This window comes from Blastomonas sp., assembly GCF_030373265.1.
Lineage (GTDB): Bacteria > Pseudomonadota > Alphaproteobacteria > Sphingomonadales > Sphingomonadaceae > Blastomonas.
The window spans coordinates 24,440-43,673 of record NZ_JAUCZC010000020.1 but is presented as its reverse complement, the minus strand read 5'-3'; the positions used below and the strand labels follow the sequence as shown (position 1 = coordinate 43,673).

20 protein-coding genes are annotated in these 19,234 nt (G+C 63.6%); 11 read left to right on the top strand and 9 right to left on the bottom strand.

Annotated features, from left to right (window positions below; all coding sequences use genetic code 11):
* The first annotated feature begins 7 nt into the window (after nucleotides 1-7).
* The 3 genes from QUV11_RS12555 to QUV11_RS12545 all read left to right on the top strand — a co-directional run bounded on the left by QUV11_RS12555 (nucleotide 8) and on the right by QUV11_RS12545 (nucleotide 2,415).
* Nucleotides 8-331: a phosphoribosyl-ATP diphosphatase gene (locus QUV11_RS12555; RefSeq protein WP_300883206.1), complete on the top strand. Its 324-nt coding sequence runs from the start codon at nucleotides 8-10 to the stop codon at nucleotides 329-331.
* Nucleotides 332-336: 5 nt separating this feature from the next.
* Nucleotides 337-717, top strand: a complete 381-nt coding sequence (locus QUV11_RS12550) for a histidine triad nucleotide-binding protein (RefSeq protein ID WP_300883204.1) — start codon at nucleotides 337-339, stop codon at nucleotides 715-717.
* Nucleotides 718-867: 150 nt separating this feature from the next.
* Nucleotides 868-2,415, top strand: a complete 1,548-nt coding sequence (locus tag QUV11_RS12545; RefSeq protein WP_300883202.1) for an amino acid permease — start codon at nucleotides 868-870, stop codon at nucleotides 2,413-2,415.
* Between the two features lie 71 nt (nucleotides 2,416-2,486).
* Here QUV11_RS12545 and QUV11_RS12540 read toward each other — a convergent pair whose 3' ends face one another.
* Complete coding sequence (locus tag QUV11_RS12540) at nucleotides 2,487-3,764, bottom strand: multidrug effflux MFS transporter (RefSeq protein ID WP_300883200.1); 1,278 nt, start codon at nucleotides 3,762-3,764, stop codon at nucleotides 2,487-2,489.
* Nucleotides 3,765-3,829: 65 nt separating this feature from the next.
* Here QUV11_RS12540 and dinB point away from each other — a divergent pair, with 65 nt between their 5' ends.
* On the top strand, nucleotides 3,830-4,930 hold the full coding sequence (gene dinB / locus QUV11_RS12535; protein ID WP_300883198.1) for a DNA polymerase IV: 1,101 nt from the start codon (nucleotides 3,830-3,832) through the stop codon (nucleotides 4,928-4,930).
* On the opposite strand, the gene QUV11_RS12530 is transcribed toward dinB, so the two are convergent.
* Both QUV11_RS12530 and gyrB read right to left on the bottom strand, forming a co-directional pair.
* Entirely contained in the window at nucleotides 4,931-5,398 is a 468-nt protein-coding gene (locus tag QUV11_RS12530) for an NUDIX domain-containing protein (protein ID WP_300883196.1), read from the bottom strand.
* Nucleotides 5,399-5,411: 13 nt separating this feature from the next.
* The gene (gyrB, locus tag QUV11_RS12525; RefSeq protein ID WP_300883194.1) at nucleotides 5,412-7,934 is read right to left on the bottom strand and encodes a DNA topoisomerase (ATP-hydrolyzing) subunit B; all 2,523 of its coding nucleotides are present in this window, start codon (nucleotides 7,932-7,934) and stop codon (nucleotides 5,412-5,414) included.
* Nucleotides 7,935-8,087: 153 nt separating this feature from the next.
* Between gyrB and QUV11_RS12520 the strand changes: the two genes are divergently transcribed.
* From QUV11_RS12520 to guaA, 3 genes are all read left to right on the top strand, one after another.
* Nucleotides 8,088-8,615, top strand: coding sequence for a hypothetical protein (locus tag QUV11_RS12520; RefSeq protein WP_300883192.1), 528 nt, complete (start codon nucleotides 8,088-8,090; stop codon nucleotides 8,613-8,615).
* Nucleotides 8,616-8,718: 103 nt separating this feature from the next.
* Nucleotides 8,719-10,278 carry a class I adenylate-forming enzyme family protein gene (locus tag QUV11_RS12515; protein WP_300883190.1) on the top strand — a complete coding sequence of 520 codons (1,560 nt, stop codon included), beginning with the start codon at nucleotides 8,719-8,721 and terminating at the stop codon, nucleotides 10,276-10,278.
* 33 nt (nucleotides 10,279-10,311) lie between these two features.
* Complete coding sequence (guaA, locus tag QUV11_RS12510; protein WP_300883188.1) at nucleotides 10,312-11,877, top strand: glutamine-hydrolyzing GMP synthase; 1,566 nt, start codon at nucleotides 10,312-10,314, stop codon at nucleotides 11,875-11,877.
* Nucleotides 11,878-11,896: 19 nt separating this feature from the next.
* Here guaA and QUV11_RS12505 read toward each other — a convergent pair whose 3' ends face one another.
* A complete protein-coding gene (locus QUV11_RS12505) occupies nucleotides 11,897-12,796 on the bottom strand; it encodes a LysR family transcriptional regulator (protein WP_300883185.1) in 900 nt (299 codons plus the stop codon).
* A 122-nt stretch (nucleotides 12,797-12,918) separates the two neighbouring features.
* Here QUV11_RS12505 and QUV11_RS12500 point away from each other — a divergent pair, with 122 nt between their 5' ends.
* Both QUV11_RS12500 and QUV11_RS12495 read left to right on the top strand, forming a co-directional pair.
* Nucleotides 12,919-13,248 (top strand): nuclear transport factor 2 family protein, encoded by a 330-nt coding sequence (locus QUV11_RS12500; protein ID WP_300883183.1) that lies wholly within the window; start codon nucleotides 12,919-12,921, stop codon nucleotides 13,246-13,248.
* A complete protein-coding gene (locus tag QUV11_RS12495; RefSeq protein WP_300883181.1) occupies nucleotides 13,245-14,048 on the top strand; it encodes an SDR family oxidoreductase in 804 nt (267 codons plus the stop codon). Before QUV11_RS12500 ends, QUV11_RS12495 begins: the two co-directional genes overlap by 4 nt.
* Nucleotides 14,049-14,054: 6 nt before the next feature.
* On the opposite strand, the gene QUV11_RS12490 is transcribed toward QUV11_RS12495, so the two are convergent.
* Both QUV11_RS12490 and QUV11_RS12485 read right to left on the bottom strand, forming a co-directional pair.
* A complete protein-coding gene (locus QUV11_RS12490; protein WP_300883180.1) occupies nucleotides 14,055-14,813 on the bottom strand; it encodes an NYN domain-containing protein in 759 nt (252 codons plus the stop codon).
* Between the two features lie 37 nt (nucleotides 14,814-14,850).
* Entirely contained in the window at nucleotides 14,851-15,477 is a 627-nt protein-coding gene (locus QUV11_RS12485) for a pyridoxamine 5'-phosphate oxidase family protein (RefSeq protein ID WP_300883178.1), read from the bottom strand.
* A gap of 114 nt (nucleotides 15,478-15,591) precedes the next feature.
* Here QUV11_RS12485 and lipA point away from each other — a divergent pair, with 114 nt between their 5' ends.
* The gene (lipA, locus tag QUV11_RS12480) at nucleotides 15,592-16,533 is read left to right on the top strand and encodes a lipoyl synthase (RefSeq protein ID WP_300883176.1); all 942 of its coding nucleotides are present in this window, start codon (nucleotides 15,592-15,594) and stop codon (nucleotides 16,531-16,533) included.
* Between the two features lie 11 nt (nucleotides 16,534-16,544).
* Nucleotides 16,545-17,009, top strand: a complete 465-nt coding sequence (locus QUV11_RS12475) for a type II toxin-antitoxin system RatA family toxin (protein WP_300883174.1) — start codon at nucleotides 16,545-16,547, stop codon at nucleotides 17,007-17,009.
* Here QUV11_RS12475 and QUV11_RS12470 read toward each other — a convergent pair.
* Genes QUV11_RS12470 through QUV11_RS12460 form a run of 3 tightly spaced genes read right to left on the bottom strand, consistent with a single transcriptional unit; the run spans nucleotide 16,967 to nucleotide 19,230 of the window.
* Nucleotides 16,967-17,470 (bottom strand): CinA family protein, encoded by a 504-nt coding sequence (locus QUV11_RS12470; RefSeq protein ID WP_300883172.1) that lies wholly within the window; start codon nucleotides 17,468-17,470, stop codon nucleotides 16,967-16,969. The genes QUV11_RS12475 and QUV11_RS12470 overlap by 43 nt on opposite strands.
* Nucleotides 17,467-18,015, bottom strand: a complete 549-nt coding sequence (locus tag QUV11_RS12465; RefSeq protein ID WP_300883170.1) for a hypothetical protein — start codon at nucleotides 18,013-18,015, stop codon at nucleotides 17,467-17,469. The genes QUV11_RS12470 and QUV11_RS12465 overlap by 4 nt, the downstream gene beginning before the upstream one ends.
* Nucleotides 18,016-18,027: 12 nt before the next feature.
* Nucleotides 18,028-19,230, bottom strand: coding sequence for a bifunctional 2-C-methyl-D-erythritol 4-phosphate cytidylyltransferase/2-C-methyl-D-erythritol 2,4-cyclodiphosphate synthase (locus QUV11_RS12460; protein WP_300883168.1), 1,203 nt, complete (start codon nucleotides 19,228-19,230; stop codon nucleotides 18,028-18,030).
* Nucleotides 19,231-19,234 lie beyond the last annotated feature (4 nt).

Genomic DNA, 19,234 nt, shown 5'->3' with positions numbered 1-19,234 from the left:
GGCTGGCATGGCAGACCCCATTATCCAGCGGCTTGAGGCCGTCATCGCCGAGCGGCGCAGCGCCTTGCCCGACAGCAGCTATGTCGCCAGGCTGAGCAGCAAGGGTCGTGCCCGCATCGCCCAGAAGATTGGCGAGGAAGGCGTCGAAACCGTCATCGCCGCGATGAAGAATGATGGACCCGGCGTGATCAGCGAAAGCGCCGATCTGGTGTTCCACCTGCTGGTCCTGTTTGCCGATATGGGCCTTTCGTGGGATCAACTCCTCGCCGAGCTCGATGCCCGCGAAGGCGTTTCGGGAATCGCCGAGAAGGCGTCCCGCCCCAAGGAGTGACCATCATGCCGATTGATCCCACGCTTCCGTATGACGACCAGAACATCTTTGCCAAGATCTTGCGTGGCGAGGTCCCTTGCAAGAAGGTGCACGAGGACGACCATGTCCTGGCCTTCCACGACATCAACCCGCAGGCCCCGACGCATGTGCTTGTGATCCCCAAGGCAGCGTTCGTCAGCTGGGACGATTTTTCCGCCCGCGGGACCGACGAGCAGATTGCGGCGTTCGTGCGCGGCGTTGGCGAGATCGCGCGGATGCTCGGGTTGGTCGAACCGGGCTATCGCCTGCTCGCCAATGTCGGGCTTGATGCGCATCAGGAAGTGCCGCATCTGCATGTCCACCTTTTTGCCGGGCGCAAGCTTGGCCCCATGCTGATGACCGCCTGAGCCGAAGGCAAAGCGAGCGCTTCCAGCGCAACTTTATGACAAGCCGGTTGCCACCGCGAGAAAAGCCGCTAATCCTTCTGGCACAGGGGGTAAACCCCGGGACGCAACCGGCAGGTTCGAACCTGCCTAGGGTGGGAAATCGACAACATCATGAAATTTGCCCGTGTCAAACCGCTGGACGCCATCTTGGCGACCGCGAAGAAAAAATCATTGCACCCGACGCTAGGGGCCTTCCAGCTGACCCTGTTCGGGATCGGCTGTGTCATCGGTACCGGGATCTTCGTGCTGACGTCGGCTGGTGCGCAAAAGGCCGGACCCGGCCTGATGCTGGCCTTTGCCATCGCCGGCCTGATCTGCATCGTGGCGGCATTGTGCTATGCCGAGATTGCCGCGATGATCCCCGTGGCAGGCTCTGCCTACACCTATACCTATTCGGTGATGGGCGAAATGCTCGCCTGGACCGTGGGCTGGGCTCTGGTCCTCGAATACGCCGTGGCCGCAAGCGCGGTCTCGGTGGGCTGGTCCGGCTATTTTACCGGCACGATATTGAACGAGTTTTTCGGGATTGTGCTGCCTCCCTATCTGACCGCGGGGCCTGTGGCTCTCGGCGGTGCACCCGGCGGGATGATCAACCTGCCTGCCGTGGTGATCGCGCTGCTGGTCACGTGGCTGCTGATGATCGGCACCAATGAATCGGCCAAGGTCAACGCCGTGCTGGTGCTGATCAAGGTCACCGCGTTGACCGCCTTCATCGTGCTGACGCTGCCTGCGACCGAAATGGACAACTTCAATCCCTTCCTGCCCGCCGGCATCTTCGGCGGATTTGGATCGGGCGTCGGCGCCGTGGGTGCTGCTGCGACGATCTTCTTTGCCTATGTCGGCTTCGACGCGGTCTCCACTGCGGCCGAAGAAACCAAGAACCCGCAGCGCAACGTTCCGATCGGCCTGATCGGCAGCTTGGGCATCTGCACCATCTTCTACATCCTCGTGGCCGCAGGCGCCGTCGGATCGATCGGTGGTCAGCCGATCATGGGGCCCAATGGCGTGCCTTTCCCGGCAGGGTCTGAAGAGCTTGCCCGCCAGTGTGCTCTGCCCGAATATGCCGAAATGCTGGTCTGCTCAAACGAGGCGCTCGCGCACGTGCTGCGCATGATCGGCTTCAGTGGCGTCGGCAACATGCTGGGTATCGCCGCCTTTATCGCGCTGCCCTCGGTGATCCTGATCCTGCTGTTCGGTCAGACCCGCATCTTCTTCGTGATGGCGCGCGACGGGCTGCTGCCTGAAGGTCTGTCGAAGATCCACCCCAAGTGGAAAACGCCTTATGTGGTCACCGCGATCACCGGCGCGATCGTTGCGTTTGCCGCAGCGTTCCTTCCCGTGGGACAGCTGGCCGATATCGCCAATGCCGGGACGCTCTATGCGTTCATGATGGTGGCGATCGCGGTGATGATGCTGCGCAAGACCGATCCCGATCGCAAACGCGTGTTCCGTACCCCTGCCTTGTGGCTGGTCGGGCCGGCGACGATCGCGGGCTGTATCTTCCTGTTCCTCAATCTGCCGTTCGAGGCGATGATCGTGCTGCCGGCTTGGGCCGCCATCGGGCTGGTGATCTATTTCCTGTATGGCTACAAATCGAGCCATCTGGGCAAGGGGATCATCGAGGTTCCCGACGAAGACATCCTCAACCCGCACGGTTGACCAGAAAAAAACCCCGGCCTCACCAGCCGGGGTTTTTTGTTGGCCGTCATTGGCGCTTCGGCAAACAGCCGTTACATCGGCGATTTGGGGCAGGTGCCGGGGCGGCGGAACAGCTTGCCGCTTTCGGCCCAGAAGATGACCGCCAGCGAGGCCAGCCCGCACAGCAGGAAGCCCATCGCCATTGGCAACGTCGATCCGTCGAAGGCCTGACCGATCAGCGCGCCGATACCGGCTCCCAGTACCGTGCGCAGCGCCATCTGGAACGACGACGCCGCGCCTGCCATCGCGCCGAACGGTTCCATCGCGATCGATCCGAAATTGGCGCCGATAAAGCCGACCATCGCCATGTTGAGCGCCACAAGGACCAGAAACACATACATCGGTTCGTGTGGCAGCAGAGCCGCGGCGATCTGGAGCAATGACAGGCCGAGGAAGGCAAACAATGCCCATTGCGAAACACGGCGCGCGCCGAAGCGCTCGACGATGCGGCTGTTGAACCAGTTCGAGACGGCCATCGATCCTGCGACCGCGGCAAACGCGTAAGGGAAGATGTCCTGCGCATCGAATACATCGGCGAATATCTGCTGCGAGCTGTTGAGGAACCCGAACATCGCCCCCATCACCAGCCCGCCGGCGGTGACATGGCCAAAACCGGTGCGGTTGAAGATGACCTTCGACCAGGTGCTGACGATGACATCGAAACGGATCGGAATGACGTGCTCGGGTCGCAGCGTTTCGGGCAGGCGGAGCCATACCCAAACGCCCACTGCCGTCCCCATCACCGCGAGCAGCACGAAGATGAAGCGCCACTCGGCGAAATACAAAATGAGCTGGCCGAGCGTCGGCGCGATCACCGGAACCGCCATGAAGACGATGAAGATGATCGACATGAAGCTCGCCATGCGGTCGCCCGAAAAGATGTCCCGGATCACCGACACCACCAGCACGCCCATTGCGGCCGCAGCAAAGCCCTGCGCGAACCTGAGCGCGAGAAAGGTTTCGAAATCCGGGGCAAACGCACAGGCCAGCGCGAGGATCACATAGACCACCGTCGACAGCATTAGCACCGGTTTGCGGCCAACGCGGTCGCCGATCGGTCCATAGAACAGCGATCCGATGCCCATGCCGAGCAGATAGCTGCTGATCACATATTGGCGGCGATTGGGGTCGACGATGCCGAACGCTTCGCCCAATGCCGGGAAGGCTGGCAGGATCGCATCGATCGCTAGCGCATTCAGTGCCATCAGTGCCGCCATCATCGCGACGAGCTCGCGCGTTCCCAGCGGGAAATCCCCCGTCTGCGCAGGGGCCTGGCCACGCGCCGCGTCTCGAGTCTGTTGTTTCTGCATCGGACTTCAATGGGGCTTGGTAAGCCGATTGCCAACCGCCAACGCCGCTTCTATTTCAATCCGGGATGACCGATCCGGCCGAACCTGCGCAGCGCAAGATCATCCATATCGATATGGATGCCTTCTTCGCCAGCGTGGAACAGCGCGACAACCCGGCGCTGCGAGGGCTACCCGTTGCGGTTGGCGGGTCCTCGCGACGCGGCGTGGTGGCGGCGGCGAGCTATGAGGCCCGCACATTCGGCGTCCGTTCGGCGATGCCATCGGTCACCGCGTTGCGCCGATGCCCGGACCTGGTGTTCGTCAAGCCGCGGTTCGATGTCTACCAGCAGGTCTCGCGGCAGATCCGCGAAATCTTTGCGCGGCATACCGACCAGATCGAACCCCTGTCGCTCGACGAGGCCTATCTCGACGTCAGCACCAACCACCAGGCCATCGCGTCGGCAACGCAGATCGCGCAGATGATCCGCGCCGACATCGCGCGCGAAACCGGGCTGACCGCCAGCGCCGGGGTGTCGTACAACAAGTTCATCGCCAAGCTGGCGAGCGACCAGAACAAGCCCGATGGGATGTGCGTCATCCGTCCGGAGCAGGGGCCCGGTTTCGTTGCGGGGCTGCCGATCAAGCGGTTTCACGGCGTCGGCCCACGAACCGCCGAAAAAATGGCCGCGCTGGGTATCGCCACCGGGGCGGATCTCGCCGCGAAGCCGGAAGCCTGGCTGCTGGCGCATTTCGGAAGCTGGGGCAGCTATCTGTTCGGCGCGGCGCACGGGATAGATCATCGCCCGGTGCGCCCCGATCGCATCCGCAAGTCGATCGGCGGAGAGCGGACCTATGGCGAGGATATCTGGACCGAGGACGGACTGCGCGGCGCGCTGGAAACCATCGCCGATATCGTCTGGGAACGGGTGGAGCGATCAGAGGCGCAAGGCCGCACCATCACGCTCAAGGCGCGCTATTCCGATTTTCAGACCATCACCCGCGCCCGCTCGCTCAGCCATGCGGTCGTGGATCGTGCCATGTTCGGGCAGATCGGCCAATCGCTGGTCGATCAGATTCTTCCGCTGCAAAATGGTATCAGGCTGTTGGGTTTGACCCTGTCGGGGCTGGCGCATTCGGATGATGAAGAGCTTGCCGATGTGCGTCAGCAAGAGCTGCCCTTCGGCTGATCACCAGGCATCTGCCGGCGGCAGTCCGTCCCGCACCTCTTTCACCCCGCGCAGCGAGGCAGGGGACAGATTTGCGGGGAGGGCATTCAGCGGGAAGAAGCGCGCCTCGAGCAGTTCCTTGCCATCAGCGACAGGCGCGCTGGTGGTCTGGCCGACCACTACCGTGATGTGATCTGGCCAGCCTTCGCTGGTAGCGACAAACTGGCCGTGCTCACGCATGTCGGTCAGGATGCAGCCCGTTTCTTCGCGTACCTCGCGCGCCCCAGCCTCCATCGCGCGCTCACGCCGGTCGATACCGCCGCCGGGCAGCATGTAGGTATCCGGCGACTGATAGCTGTGCCGGATCAGCAGCACCGAATCCCCGCGCAGCACCACCGCCTTGACGCCGCGGGTCCGGATTTGGAACGTACGGCGCCACCACACCCGCACCCGTTGCGCGACGATATAGGCCAGATGGATAGGCTTCACGCCGCCCCCGGGATCACACGTCGAGATTGGCGACGTTGAGCGCGTTTTCCTGAATGAACTCGCGGCGCGGCTCGACGATGTCGCCCATCAGCTGGGTGAACACCTCGTCGGTGATGTCCGCATCGTCGACCTTGACTTGCAACAGCGAGCGATGGTTGGGATCGAGCGTGGTCTCCCACAGTTGCTCGGCGTTCATCTCGCCCAGGCCCTTGTAGCGGGCAATCGCCAGTCCCTTGCGCCCGGCCGCGAGGATCGTCTCGAGCAGAACCGATGGCCGGTTGATCGTCACGCCGGTGGGAGCGGCGACCGCTTCCTCCATCTCGTCATTATCGCTGTCGGAGTCACTCTCGATCGGCGCGGCTGTCCCGCTTTTGACCAGCCTGCTCGGATTCAGATACATCGCGGCAAATTCGCCCGCGACCCGGTGCAGCTTGCGCGCTTCCGCGCTGTTGAGGAACGGCAGATCGACGACATGATGGTCGGTCACCCCGCGCCACCAACGTTCGAGATGATAGCCACCCTCGACCGACAGCTCGCCGCTCCAGCGCGCTTCCGGATCGGCGGCGCCCATCCAGGCGGTCGCGGTGTTGACCGCAGCCAACCGGTCGCTGTCCGGCATGTCGGGCGAGAGGGCTCCGGCGAGCGCCAGACCCTCGATGATCAGCGGATCGTAGCGGCGCGGGATATAGGTCATCAGGCTCTTCATGCGCCGAGCGTGTTCGACCAGTTCGCGAAGATCATCGCCGCCGCGCGCACCCTCGATCGTCTCGAGGATCCGGCCCTGCAGCCCGGCATCGACCAGATACTGATCGAGCGCGTCGTTGTCCTTGAGATAGACCTCGCTCTTGCCCTTGGCCACTTTGTACAGCGGCGGCTGGGCGATGTAGAGATATCCGCCGCGGATGATCTCGGGCATCTGGCGGTGGAAGAACGTCAGCAGCAGCGTGCGGATGTGCGCGCCGTCGACGTCAGCGTCGGTCATGATCACGATCTTGTGATAGCGCAGCTTCTCGATGTTGAAATCGTCGCGGATGCCGGTGCCCATCGCCTGGATCAGCGTGCCGACTTCCTTGGACGAAATGATCCGGTCAAAGCGCGCGCGCTCGACGTTGAGGATCTTGCCCTTGAGCGGCAGGATCGCCTGATAGTGCCGGTCGCGGCCCTGCTTGGCCGATCCGCCTGCCGAGTCACCCTCGACCAGGAACAGTTCTGACTTGGCAGGATCGCGCTCCTGGCAGTCGGCGAGCTTGCCAGGAAGCGAGGCGATGTCCATCGCGCCCTTGCGCCGGGTGAGTTCGCGCGCCTTCTTGGCGGCCTCGCGGGCAGCGGCGGCATCGATGATCTTGGCGACGATCGACTTGGCGTGCGCGGGGTTTTCCTCGAGCCACTCGGCCATCTTGTCGGCCATCAGGCTTTCGAGCGGCTGACGCACTTCGGAGCTGACCAATTTGTCCTTGGTCTGCGAGCTGAACTTGGGATCGGGCAGCTTGACCGAGACGATTGCGGTCAGGCCTTCGCGCATGTCATCGCCGGTGAGCGAGACCTTTTCCTTTTTCAGCAGCCCCGATTTTTCCGCATAGTTGTTGAGCGTGCGGGTCAGTGCGGCGCGGAACGCGGCGAGGTGCGTGCCGCCATCGCGCTGCGGGATGTTGTTGGTGAAGCAGAGGACATTTTCATAATAGCTGTCGTTCCATTCGAGCGAGACGTCGATGGTGACATCGTCGCGCGAACCCGAGATCGAGATCGGCTCGGGCATCAGCGATTGCTTGTTGCGGTCGAGGAACTTGACGAAAGCCGCGATGCCGCCCTCGTAATACAGATCGTGCTCCTTGGCTTCGGCATGGCGCTCATCGCGCAGGATGACCCGGACGCCCGAGTTGAGGAAGGCGAGCTCGCGGTAGCGATGCTCGAGCTTCTCGAAGTCGTACTCGGTGACGTTCTTGAACGTGTCCTGCGAAAACAGGAACCGGACCTGCGTACCCTTCTTGCCTTCGGGCGCGGGGCCGAGCACCTTCAACGGCGCTTCGGAATCGCCATGACGGAAGCGCATCCAGTGCTCCTGCCCATCACGCCAGATGCGCAGCTCGAGCCATTCGGACAGGGCGTTGACGACGCTGACGCCGACGCCGTGTAGACCGCCAGAGACCTTGTAGGCGTTGTCGTCGCTGGTGTTCTCGAACTTTCCGCCTGCGTGCAGCTGGGTCATGATGACCTCGGCCGCCGAAATGCCCTCCTCGGTGTGGATGCCGGTGGGGATGCCGCGACCGTTGTCCTCGACGGTCACCGAATTGTCGGGGTTGAGCGTGATCAGCACGCGGTCGCAATGCCCGGCCAGCGCCTCGTCGATGGCGTTGTCCGACACCTCGAAGACCATATGGTGCAGGCCCGATCCGTCGTCGGTATCGCCGATGTACATCCCTGGCCGCTTGCGGACAGCATCGAGGCCCTTGAGGACCTTGATCGAATCTGCGCCATATGCGCTGGTGTTGGCCGGGTTCTGGTTGTTCTCGGTGGAAGTGCTGGGAGTGTCTGTCATCTTTGTGTCATAGCCGCGCGGGCGGCGAAACCCAAGCAGAACTGGCCGGTTTTGCACATATTTTCGTGCGCCGCTCGGGCCACGAAAACCAGGTTTCGGGGAGCCTGGCGCAGCTTGCTTGAATGATGGTCCCGATCACCTATAACCGCCAGCATGAAAGCCATTTTTCTCCCCGTTTTTGCAATGCTGATCGTTGCTGGTTGCGCCGATCCTGAGCCGACTCGCCAGCGCGAGCCGGGTGGTCAGGCCGCCGGAGAGCGGCTGGGTGCTTCTGACGCAAGCCCGACGGCACGTCCGGTCACCATCGGCGAGGGGGGTGCGCGTTTCGCTGCGTGCCAGGGTCGCGGACGCGTCGGCGGGCTGCGCGGAGCGGAGCTTCCTGTACGCGACGCGCCCTTCGACGGTGCCAAGCAGATCGGCGCGCTGACCGACGACACGCAGGTTTTCGTCTGCACCCGCAGCCTGGACCAGCAGTGGCTGGGCGTCGTTGTCGGGCAGTTCCCCGCAAGTGCATCCGCACCGCAGGGTGCCGCAGCGCCACCTGTGGATGATGCGCCAGCGGCTGCAGCACCCGCAGTCGATTGCGGCGTCACCAGGCCGGTTCGCACCAAGCAGCCGTATACGGGTCCCTGCCTGAGCGGTTGGGTGGAAAACACGTTTGTGGCATCCGTCGCCAATTGAGCGGTTGCGGAGCGCCGACCACAATACCCTCTTTCCTCACCTGACCGCTCTGGCATAACCCATGGCGAGCGAACGGCACACAAGCCGGCGGGAGAGGATGCACATGGATATCAGCGCAGAGCTTGAGCGGGACTTCGGCAATTGGCCGGGCATCATCGCCGAATGGGGTGCGGCACAGCCGGACGCCACCGCGCTCGATGACGGCTCGGCGCAGATCAGCTGGGGGGATCTGTCCGCGACGGTCGACCGGATGGCCGCCCAATTGCTCGCCGACGGGCTTCAGCGCGGCCAGGCGGTGGCGATCCTGGGGACTACCGGGATACCCTATGCGCTGGCCTATCTGGCCGCGATCCGGGCAGGGGGCTGCGCGGCACCGTTAACGACAAGTGCCACGCCGCGCCAGCTCGCCAACATGCTGGCCGATTCCGGTGCTATCCACCTGTTCATCGATGGCGACAAGCGCGCAGAGCTGCTGGCAAGCGATACCACGCTAGCGGACGTGCGCCACGTCATGCTCGATCAGGCTGCTGACGGTGCGCCAGTTTACACCGAGTGGATGGCTGCGGCGGGCGCGACTCCCGATGTCGCACCGCCGCGCCCCGGCGATGCGTTCAACATCATCTATTCCAGCGGCACCACCGGGACGCCCAAGGGCATCGTGCATTCGCATGGCATGCGCTGGCGGCAGTCGGTGGCGGGCTTCCAGGCGATCTACAGCGAACAGGCGCGCTCGATTCTCTCGACGCCGCTCTACTCCAACACCACGCTCGCGGTGTTCCTGCCGACGATGGTGCATGGCGGCATGGCGCGCTTGATGGGCAAGTTCGACGCTGGCCATTGGCTCAAGGCGGCAGAGGCGATGCGCGCGACGCACACGATGCTGGTGCCCGTGCAGTATCAGCGCCTGATGAGCGATCCGGCCTTCGATACGCATGATCTGTCGTCGATGCAGCTCAAGTTTTGCACCAGCGCGCCGTTCAGCGCCGAGCTCAAGGCCGAGGCGCTCGAACGCTTTCCCGGAGGCCTGGTCGAGATCTACGGCATGACCGAAGGCGGCGTGGTGTGCATGCTCCAGGCGCACAATTTCCCCGACAAGTTGCACACCGTCGGCCAGCCAGTGAAGGGGCACGACCTCAAGGTCATCGACGAGGAGGGCAACGCGCTGCCCCCCGGATCGAAGGGCGAGATGGTGGGCCGGTCGCCGACGATGATGAGCGGCTACAAGAACCAGCCCGACAAGACCCGCGACATGGAATGGCGCGATGCGGACGGCAATCTCTGGTTCAAGATGGGAGATATCGGCATCGTCGACGAGGACGGCTTCGTCCAGATCGTCGGCCGCGCCAAGGATATGATCATCTCGGGCGGCTTCAACATATACCCCAAGGACCTCGAAGAGGCGCTGATGCAGCACCCGTCCGTGGCCGATGCTGCGGTGGTCGGCATGCCGTCCGAGCGTTGGGGCGAAACCCCGGTCGGCTTTATCGTCGCGGCACCGGGCGCGGCGCTGGATGCCGACGAGGTCCTCGCTACCGTCAACGCCGAGCTGGGCAAGACCCAGCGGTTGTCCGTGCTCCACCCGATCAACGAGCTCCCACGCAGCCACATCGGTAAAATCCTGAAGACAGAGCTGAGGGCGATGCTGGTGGAGACTGCAGGCTAGACTTGCCGCGCTGCTCAAACTATCGGCTGAGGTATGACCATAGCCCATGACGAATCCGTTCTGATTGTCGATTTCGGCAGCCAGGTGACGCAGCTTATCGCACGCCGGGTGCGTGAGGCGGGGGTGTATAGCGAGATCGCCCCGTTCACCACCGCCGAGGCGGCGTTCGAGCGGTTGAAGCCCAAGGGGATCATCCTGTCGGGCAGCCCGGCTTCGGTGCTCGACGAAGCCAGCCCGCGGGTTCCCGATATCATCCTGCAGTCAGGCCTGCCGATCCTGGGGATCTGCTATGGCCAGCAGACGATGACCCAGCAATTGGGCGGCACGGTCGAGGGCGGCGGTGAACAAGGCGGCGAATTTGGCCGAGCCTTTATCGAGATTACCGATCGCTGCCGGTTGTTCGACGGGCTGTGGAAGGAAGGCGAAGCGCATCAGGTCTGGATGAGCCATGGCGACAAGGTCACCGAGCTGGCGCCCGGCTTCCGTACGGTGGCATCCTCGCCCGGCGCGCCGTTTGCGGTGATCGCCGATGACGAACGCTGTTTTTATGCGATGCAGTTTCACCCCGAGGTGGTGCACACCCCCGATGGCGGGAAATTGATCGCCAACTTTGTGCGGCATGTCTGTGGCTGCCGCGGGGATTGGTCGATGGCGGAGTTCAAGGCCGCCAAGATCGCCGAAATCCGCGAACAGGTGGGCAGCTCGCGCGTGATCTGCGGGCTGTCGGGCGGAGTCGACAGCGCGGTCGCGGCGGTGCTGATCCACGAGGCGATCGGCGACCAGCTGACCTGCGTGTTCGTCGACCATGGCCTGATGCGGCTGGGCGAGGCCGATCAGGTGGTCAGCCTGTTCAAGGGCCATTACAACATCCCGCTGGTGCATGTGCAGGCCGAAGCTCTGTTCATGGGCGGGCTCGCCGGGGTCACCGATCCCGAGCTCAAGCGCAAGTTCATCGGCAAGACCTTTATCGATGTGTTCGAGAGCGAGGCCCGCAAGATCGGCGGCGCGGAGTTTCTGGCGCAGGGGACACTTTATCCCGATGTCATCGAAAGCGTGTCGTTCACCGGCGGGCCTTCGGTAACAATCAAGAGCCACCACAATGTCGGCGGCCTGCCCGAACGCATGAACATGAAGCTGGTCGAGCCCTTGCGCGAGCTGTTCAAGGACGAGGTCCGCGCACTGGGCCGCGAACTTGGCCTGCCCGACGTGTTTGTCGGCCGCCATCCATTCCCCGGACCCGGGCTTGCGATCCGTATTCCTGGCGAGGTGACCCGCGAGCGCTGCGACGTGCTGCGCAAGGCCGATGCGGTGTATCTCGACGAGATCCGCAACGCCGGGCTTTACGACGCTATCTGGCAGGCGTTCGCGGTGTTGCTGCCAGTCAAGACCGTCGGCGTGATGGGCGATGGCCGCACCTACGACAATGTCTGCGCACTGCGCGCGGTGACCAGCACCGATGGCATGACCGCAGATATCTATCCGTTCGACTCGAGCTTCCTCCAGCGCACCGCGACCCGGATCATCAACGAGGTCAAGGGCATCAACCGCGTGGTCTACGACTACACGTCGAAGCCCCCAGGCACGATCGAGTGGGAGTAAGCGGGCGCGCTGACAGGCGCTAACGCTGACGTCCGAATGCGCGGGCGAGGTCGACAAATGCCCTGAAGGCGGCCGAAGGGTTGCGCCGGCTTGGATAATACAGGCTCAAGGGCGCAAGCGGTGGCGTCCAGTCTTCCAGCACCCGGACAAGACGGCCCGCGGCGATATCGTCGCGGACATCGGACTCCATGAAGAACCCCAAGCCGAAATCCTCCAGCACGGCAATCCGCGCCAGACTGGCCTCGTCGAGGGTGATCCGCCCGCCGACATCGATATGGACGGCTTCCCCGTCCTTCTCGAAGCGCCACCGATAGGCCGCCCCATTGGGTAGCCGCACCCTTATGCAGGCATGGGCGAGCAAATCGGGCGGAACACGCGGGGTGCCGTAATCGCGCAGATAGGCGGGCGTCGCGACCACGGCGTGGCTGCGCGCCGATCCCAGCGGGATCGCGATCATATCGCTGGGTACGAGATCGTCGGTGCGGATGCCGATATCGAAGCCGTCCGCCACGATATCGACCAGCCGCCCTTCGGTGACCAGATCGATATGCACCTGCGGGTAGCGCTGAAGAAACTGTAGCAGCAGCGGCGCAAGGATTTCCCGAGCTGCGGTGGCGAAGGCATTGATGCGCAATGTTCCAGACGGCGTCTCCTGCTGCGCCCGCGCGCTGTCCATCGCGTCCCTGATATCCTGCAGTGCGGGGGTGACTTGATCGACGAACGCACGACCGGCGTCGGTGAGGGAAACGCTGCGGGTGGTCCGGTTGAACATCCTGACCCCGAGTTCACGCTCGAGCTTGGCCACGGTGTTGCTGACCGCCGTCGTCGATAGGCCCAAATCCAGCGCGGCCGCGCGAAACGTGCCTCGGCGCGCGATGGCGAGAATGCAATCAAGCTCGATGAGACTGTGTCGGGTCATTGTCCTGCTTTCCGTGACGCTGCATCCTGATTTATCCCGATTATCGGATCAAAGGTCCATCGCTATCTTGCTGTGACAGATACAGGCGCCAACGGGGCGCTTCCAAACGATGGAGACGCAACATGGATATCGAGCTGCCAGAGATCATTTCACGGTATTTTGCCGCCGATGCGGAGCAGGGGTCCGACGCTGTTATGCGGTGTTTCGCACAGGATGCGGTCGTCCGCGATGAGGGCAAGACCTACACCGGCATCGACGAAATCCGGGAATGGAAAGAGGGTGCCGCCAGCACCTACAGCTACACGGTCGAGCCGTTTGCGATTGTCGGCGAGGGCGACCGGATCATCGTCACCAGCCACCTTGTCGGCACCTTCCCCGGTAGTCCGGTCGATCTGCGCTATCGATTTGTGCTGAGCGAGGACATGATCGCAGCGCTGGAGATCGTGCCATGACCGCCGAACCACACGCTCCAGCCGCCAATCGGTTTCTCGATCTCACCGGCAAGCGGGCGCTGATAACCTCGGGCACGCGCGGCGCGGGAGCGGCAACCGTCTCGCTGTTCCAAGACCTTGGTGCCGAGATCCTGACGACCGCGCGCACGCGTCCGGCAGGTTTCGACGCACCCTTTGTCGCTGCCGATCTGACCACCGCCGAAGGCTGCGCCGCGCTTGCGTCCGAAGTGCACGAGCGGCTGGGCGGCGTCGATATCATCGTCCACATGCTGGGCGGCTCGTCCGCGCCCGCCGGTGGTTTTGAAGCGTTAAGCGATGTCCTCTGGGCGAGCGAACTTGACCTCAATCTCATGCCAGCGGTGCGGCTCGATCGCGAACTGGTTCCGGGCATGGTGGAGCGCGGCAAAGGCGTGGTCATCCACGTGACCTCGATCCAGTCGCGGTTGCCGCTGCCCGAAGCGACCACGGCTTATGCTGCGGCCAAGGCGGCGCTGTCGACCTACAGCAAGAGCCTGTCGAAACAGGTTTCGCCGCACGGGGTTCGCGTGGTGCGGGTATCGCCGGGCTGGATAGACACCGAGGCCTCGATAGATCTCGCTCAGCGGCTAGCGGCAGAGAGCGGCGGCGATATCGCGCAGGGCAGGAAAATGATCATGGATTCTCTCGGCGGTATCCCGATCGGGCGTCCCTCGTCGCCGATGGAGGTTGCCAGCCTGATTGCGTTTCTCGCGTCAGATCGCGCGGGCACGATCACCGGCACCGAATATGTCATCGATGGCGGGACCGTGCCGACGGTTTGAGCGGCTTCAGCGCAAGCGTTTCACGAACAGCCCGCCGTTGTCCCGGCGCTCGGTGGCGAACTGGGGCGAGGCTTCGAACATGTCGAGCAGCCGCGGGAAGCCGTGGTTGCGCACATCGAAGCTCGAGCGGTTGCCCGCGATCTTGCCGACTTCGCTCAACGACGCGAAGCCGCGTTCGTCGCGCTTGCTGGCCTGATAGGCATCGATCAGTAACTGGATGACGTCCTCGTCGATGCTCGCACCCCCCGCGGCCGGCTTGGGGTCGGGCTTGGCATTGGCCTTTGCTGCCGCGGCATTGTCCGCTTTCTTCTCTGCCCCCTGCACCTTGATCAGCGCGTTCACGTCGATGAAGCGGGTACAGGCCTGCTTGAAAGCCTCAGGCGTCTTGTCGCCTCCAAAGCCGTAGACCGGCAGGCCGTCCTGGCGGATGCGCTGGGCTAGCGGCATGAAATCGCTGTCCGAACTCATGATCCCAAAGCCGTTGACCCGGCCCCGATACAGCAGATCCATCGCATCGATGGTCATCTTCATATCGGTGGCGTTCTTGCCTTTGGTGAGGTCGAACTGCTGCTGAGGCTCGATCCCGAACTTGTGGACGATATCGGCCCACCCCTTGAGCGCGGGCTTGCGCCAGTTCGCGTAAGCGCGACGGATGTTCACCGTGCCCAGTTCTGCGAGCACGGTCAGCACCGGGTCGATTCCGGCGGGACTGGCATTGTCTGCGTCGATCAGCAGGGCGATGTTGGGAGGCGTTTCCTTGGTCATTCCCGAAAATGGAGCTTCGTCGGATCAAAAGCAATCGTCATGGCACAAGCCACGCGCCTTGCCATATCTGGCTTTCCGTCTGGTGGAACCGTGCGCGGCGGTGACCAGTGTGCGCCAGGTGCAGGAATTCGATGGTGTCGATCTGCACCATCAGCAGAGCGAAATTGTCGCGGCCGGCAGCGACCTCGTCCTCATCATCGGGTTTGCGCCCTTCGATATCGGCGGGAAGGCCCGATACCGGGGACTGCGAAACGGTGCCGGGTGCGGGATCGGCAAGATAGCAGCGCTTGGCAAACAAGGTCGCTTCCGCCCATGCGGCGTCGGCGGCCGGTGTCGCGGTTTCGATCCGCGCCACGCCGGTCAACCTGAACTGGCGTTTGGCCCCCGGGTCATATGCAAGCACCGAGACAGCGCCCGTGTAACCCACCTGGTCGACCTTGGCCGCGCGGGCATCGGTGTGAAACCGCAAGGTCGCCGTGGCACGATCAAAGGCGCGCAGCACCATCACCCGCTGGGTGGGTATTCCGTCCGCGGTGATCGTGGCGATGACAGGCGTATGCATCGCCGCGCGACGGTCCTTTGCGGCGCGGCCCAGCCTCTGCCAGATGTCCGCCAGCACAGCGTCGAGATCGTCGGAAAGGTCGGTAGAATTCGCGGCGTCCATCGTGTCCCCATCCATCAGGCGCGCTGCCTTTCGGGCAGCGGTGCGGTCTAAGTGTGGCCGAGACGATGCTTTTACCAGTGGAAGTGCGCTTGGCGCTGCGCTAAAGCGCGGAGCATGAATGAAGTTACCCCCATCGAGAGCCCCGAAGGCCGCCCCGCCCGTGTCCGCAAGCCCGACTGGATCCGGGTTCGTGCCCCAACCAGTGCAGGTTTCAACGAAACCCGCAAGCTGATGCGCGATCTCAACCTCAACACCGTGTGTGAAGAGGCGGCGTGCCCGAACATCGGCGAGTGCTGGACCAAGAAGCACGCCACGGTGATGATCCTGGGCGATGTGTGCACCCGTGCCTGCGCCTTCTGCAACGTCAAGACCGGCATGCCGCGCGTTGTGGATCTGAAGGAACCCCAACACGTTGCCGATGCGGCCGCACAAATGGGGCTGCAGCATATCGTGATAACCTCGGTCGACCGCGACGATCTGGCCGATGGCGGCGCGAGCCAGTTCGTCAAGGTGATCGAAGCGCTGCGGCGGACCACGCCAACCACCACGATCGAGATTTTGACGCCGGATTTCCGCAACAAGCATGAGGCCGCCGTCGAGGCGATCGTCACCGCGCGCCCGGATGTCTACAACCATAATCTGGAGACCGTCCCGCGGCTGTATCCGACGATCCGCCCGGGTGCGCGCTATTACGCCTCGCTGCGGCTGCTGGAATCGGTCAAGCGGCTCGATCCGTCGATCTTCACCAAGTCCGGCATCATGCTGGGGCTGGGCGAGGAGCGTCTCGAGGTGCACCAGGTGATGGACGACATGCGGTCGGCCGATGTCGATTTTCTCACCATGGGCCAGTATCTGCAGCCCACTCCGCGCCACACCAAGGTCATCGATTTCGTGACCCCCAAGGCCTTCGATGCCTATGCGGCAATCGCGCGCGCCAAGGGCTTTCTGCAGGTCGCGTCGAGCCCTTTGACCAGGTCCAGCTACCATGCCGGAGAAGACTTCGCTCAGATGCGCGCTGCGCGCGAGGCGAAGCTGGCCCGGCAGGCTGCCCGATAAGGCGAGCACGCGTGCCATCCCACCGCGAAACCCGGCATCTGCCCTGGCGTCCCGAACAGATGTACAATCTGGTCGCCGATGTTGCGCGTTATCCCGAGTTTCTGCCTTGGGTGATCGCGACCCGGATCAAGTCGGATAGCGACACCGAAATGGTCGCCGACATGGTCGTCGGCTTCAAGCAGTTGCGCGAGAAGTTCACCTCGTTGGTGCGCAAGGTTCCGGGCGAACGGATCGAAGTCGAGTATCTCGACGGGCCGCTCAAGAATCTGGAAAACATCTGGCAATTCGCCAGCGACGGCGAGGGTGGGTGCACCGTCGATTTCTACGTGTCGTTCACCTTCAAGAACCGGCTGTTCGAAACTTTGGCCGGCCAGTATTTCGACCGCGCCTTTCGCAAGATGGTGGGTGCGTTCGAAACCCGCGCCGAAGCGCTTTACGGCAACAGCAACTCCAGCGCGGCCAACGTCGCTTCCTGACGGATCTCGGCGCGGCTGAGGCCGGGATCGAAGTTCTTCTGCTCGGCGGTGATGTCGTTTTCGTTCTGGCCGCGCAGCGCGCAGGCAAACACCACCGTCCCGACCGGCTTGCTGTCGGTGCCGCCACCCGGTCCGGCAACGCCGGTGATCGCAACCGCCACGTTTGCATCCGAATGCTTGAGCGCGCCACGCGCCATCGCCCAAGCGACAGCGGGCGACACCGCACCGAAGGTATCGATCAGCTCCGCGCTGACCCCCAGCGATTCGATCTTGGCATCGTTGGAATAGGTCACGAAACCGCGATCGAGGACGTCGGAGCTGCCCGCAATCTCGGTCAGCGCCGCGCACACCAGCCCGCCGGTGCAGCTTTCGGCCAGCACGACCCTCCGCCCGGCAGCGGCGTTTTCCGCCACCACCCGTGCGGCAAGGTCCATCAGCACCGAAGGCAGCAGGCTGTTCACTTCACAGCGTCCTTGCACAAGGTAAACGGGTTCTTACTTTCCTCGCCGGGCTTCTTGGACGAATCGTCCAGCTTCATCAGCGCGATCAGCAGCTTGCCCATGTTCTCAGGCGGCAGTGGTTCAAGAGCACTGTAGAAATCATCCACCGCGGTGCAGTCCTTCGGCTTGATCTCCTGCTCTATCAGCGCGCTAATCGCCGCTGTCAGCAAGGGCCGGATCAACTGCGGGTCAGTGCCCGGCGGCAGCGGCAGATCGACCGCCGACATGAACGCCCGCCCGGCTGTCGGCCAGGCGCGGTCGGCCGCCGGCTGATAGACCTGGGTGATCTTGGCCGATGAGCGGGTTAGCGCCGATGCTGCCGGCAGGTGCGGCAGGCAGGCCCGGCGAGCACTGGTCAGCGCATCGGGCAGAGCGGCAACGGCAACCGACTGCGCCTGATCGGTGGACAGGCATGCGGCTGTCTGCGCTGCCGCTGTATTTGCGGCCAGCGCGCTGATCATCGCGAACGTGGCAGCGGAACGGGAAAAGAGCGTCATTGGTGTCATATCGTTGTGTCCTCAAAATGTATCGGCGACCATGATACTGGCCGCCGCCTGTGCCGCTATGCCTTCGCCACGCCCTGTGAAGCCGAGCCGCTCAGTCGTCGTCGCCTTCACGCCGACCTGATCGGGGCGCAGGTCCAGCAGAGTGGCAATGCGTTGCTGAATGGAAGCTTTGTGCGGGCCGATTTTCGGTTCCTCGCAGATGATCGTCAGATCGATATTGGCGATGACGCCGCCCTTGGCCCTAACCAATGATGCCGCGTGCGCCAGAAACCGCGCCGAATCCGCGCCGCGCCACTGCGGGTCGCTGGGCGGGAAATGCTCGCCGATATCGCCCAGTGCCATCGCGCCGAGCAGGGCGTCGGTGATTGCATGCAGCGCGACATCGGCATCGCTGTGCCCGGCGAGCCCCTTGTCATGCGCGATTTTGATACCGCCCAGCCACAACTCTTCGCCAACGACCAACCGGTGGACGTCATAGCCCATTCCGGTGCGGGCGATCATGGGGGCGGGCATCGGGACAGGGGAATGGGGCACGGCAAGGTCCTTGGCAAAGGTGATCTTGGTCAGCGCCTCATCGCCCTCGACCAGCGCGACGCCAAGGCCATGAGCACGGGCGATCTGGCTGTCATCGGTCGCGGCCTGGTCCGACGGCCAGCCGAGATGCGCGGTAAGAATGGCGTCGAAGCGGAATGCCTGCGGGGTCTGGATGCGCCAAAGTTGGGCGCGATCGACGGCCTGCTCCATGACGCCATCTGCGCCGCGGGCGATGCTGTCGACCACCGGCAATACTGGAACCGCACCTTGGTGATGGTCCAGTGCTGCGTTCAGCCGGTCGAGCACGTCGGACGACAGGGCAGGGCGGGCAGCGTCATGAATGAAGACCCGGTCGATCCCGCCAAGCGCTGCAATTGCCAGCAAACCAAGCCGGACCGAGTCGCTGCGCTCGGCGCCACCGGTCACGAGTGCGATGCCGTCAAGCTCGCCGAGCGCCGCTCGCGCCATCGCATCCTGGCCTTCACCGATGACGACAACGATCAGCGGCGCGCTCTGCCATCGCGCAAACGCTTCGACGCTGTGGCGCAACAAGGGCTTGCCGTCATAGTCTGCGAACTGCTTTGGCACGTCGCCGCCAGCGCGCAGACCCTTGCCCGCAGCCACGATCAGCGCGGCTGTGCGGGGGGTATCGCTGGCAAGGCTGGGCGTTGCATCGTGCATCGGG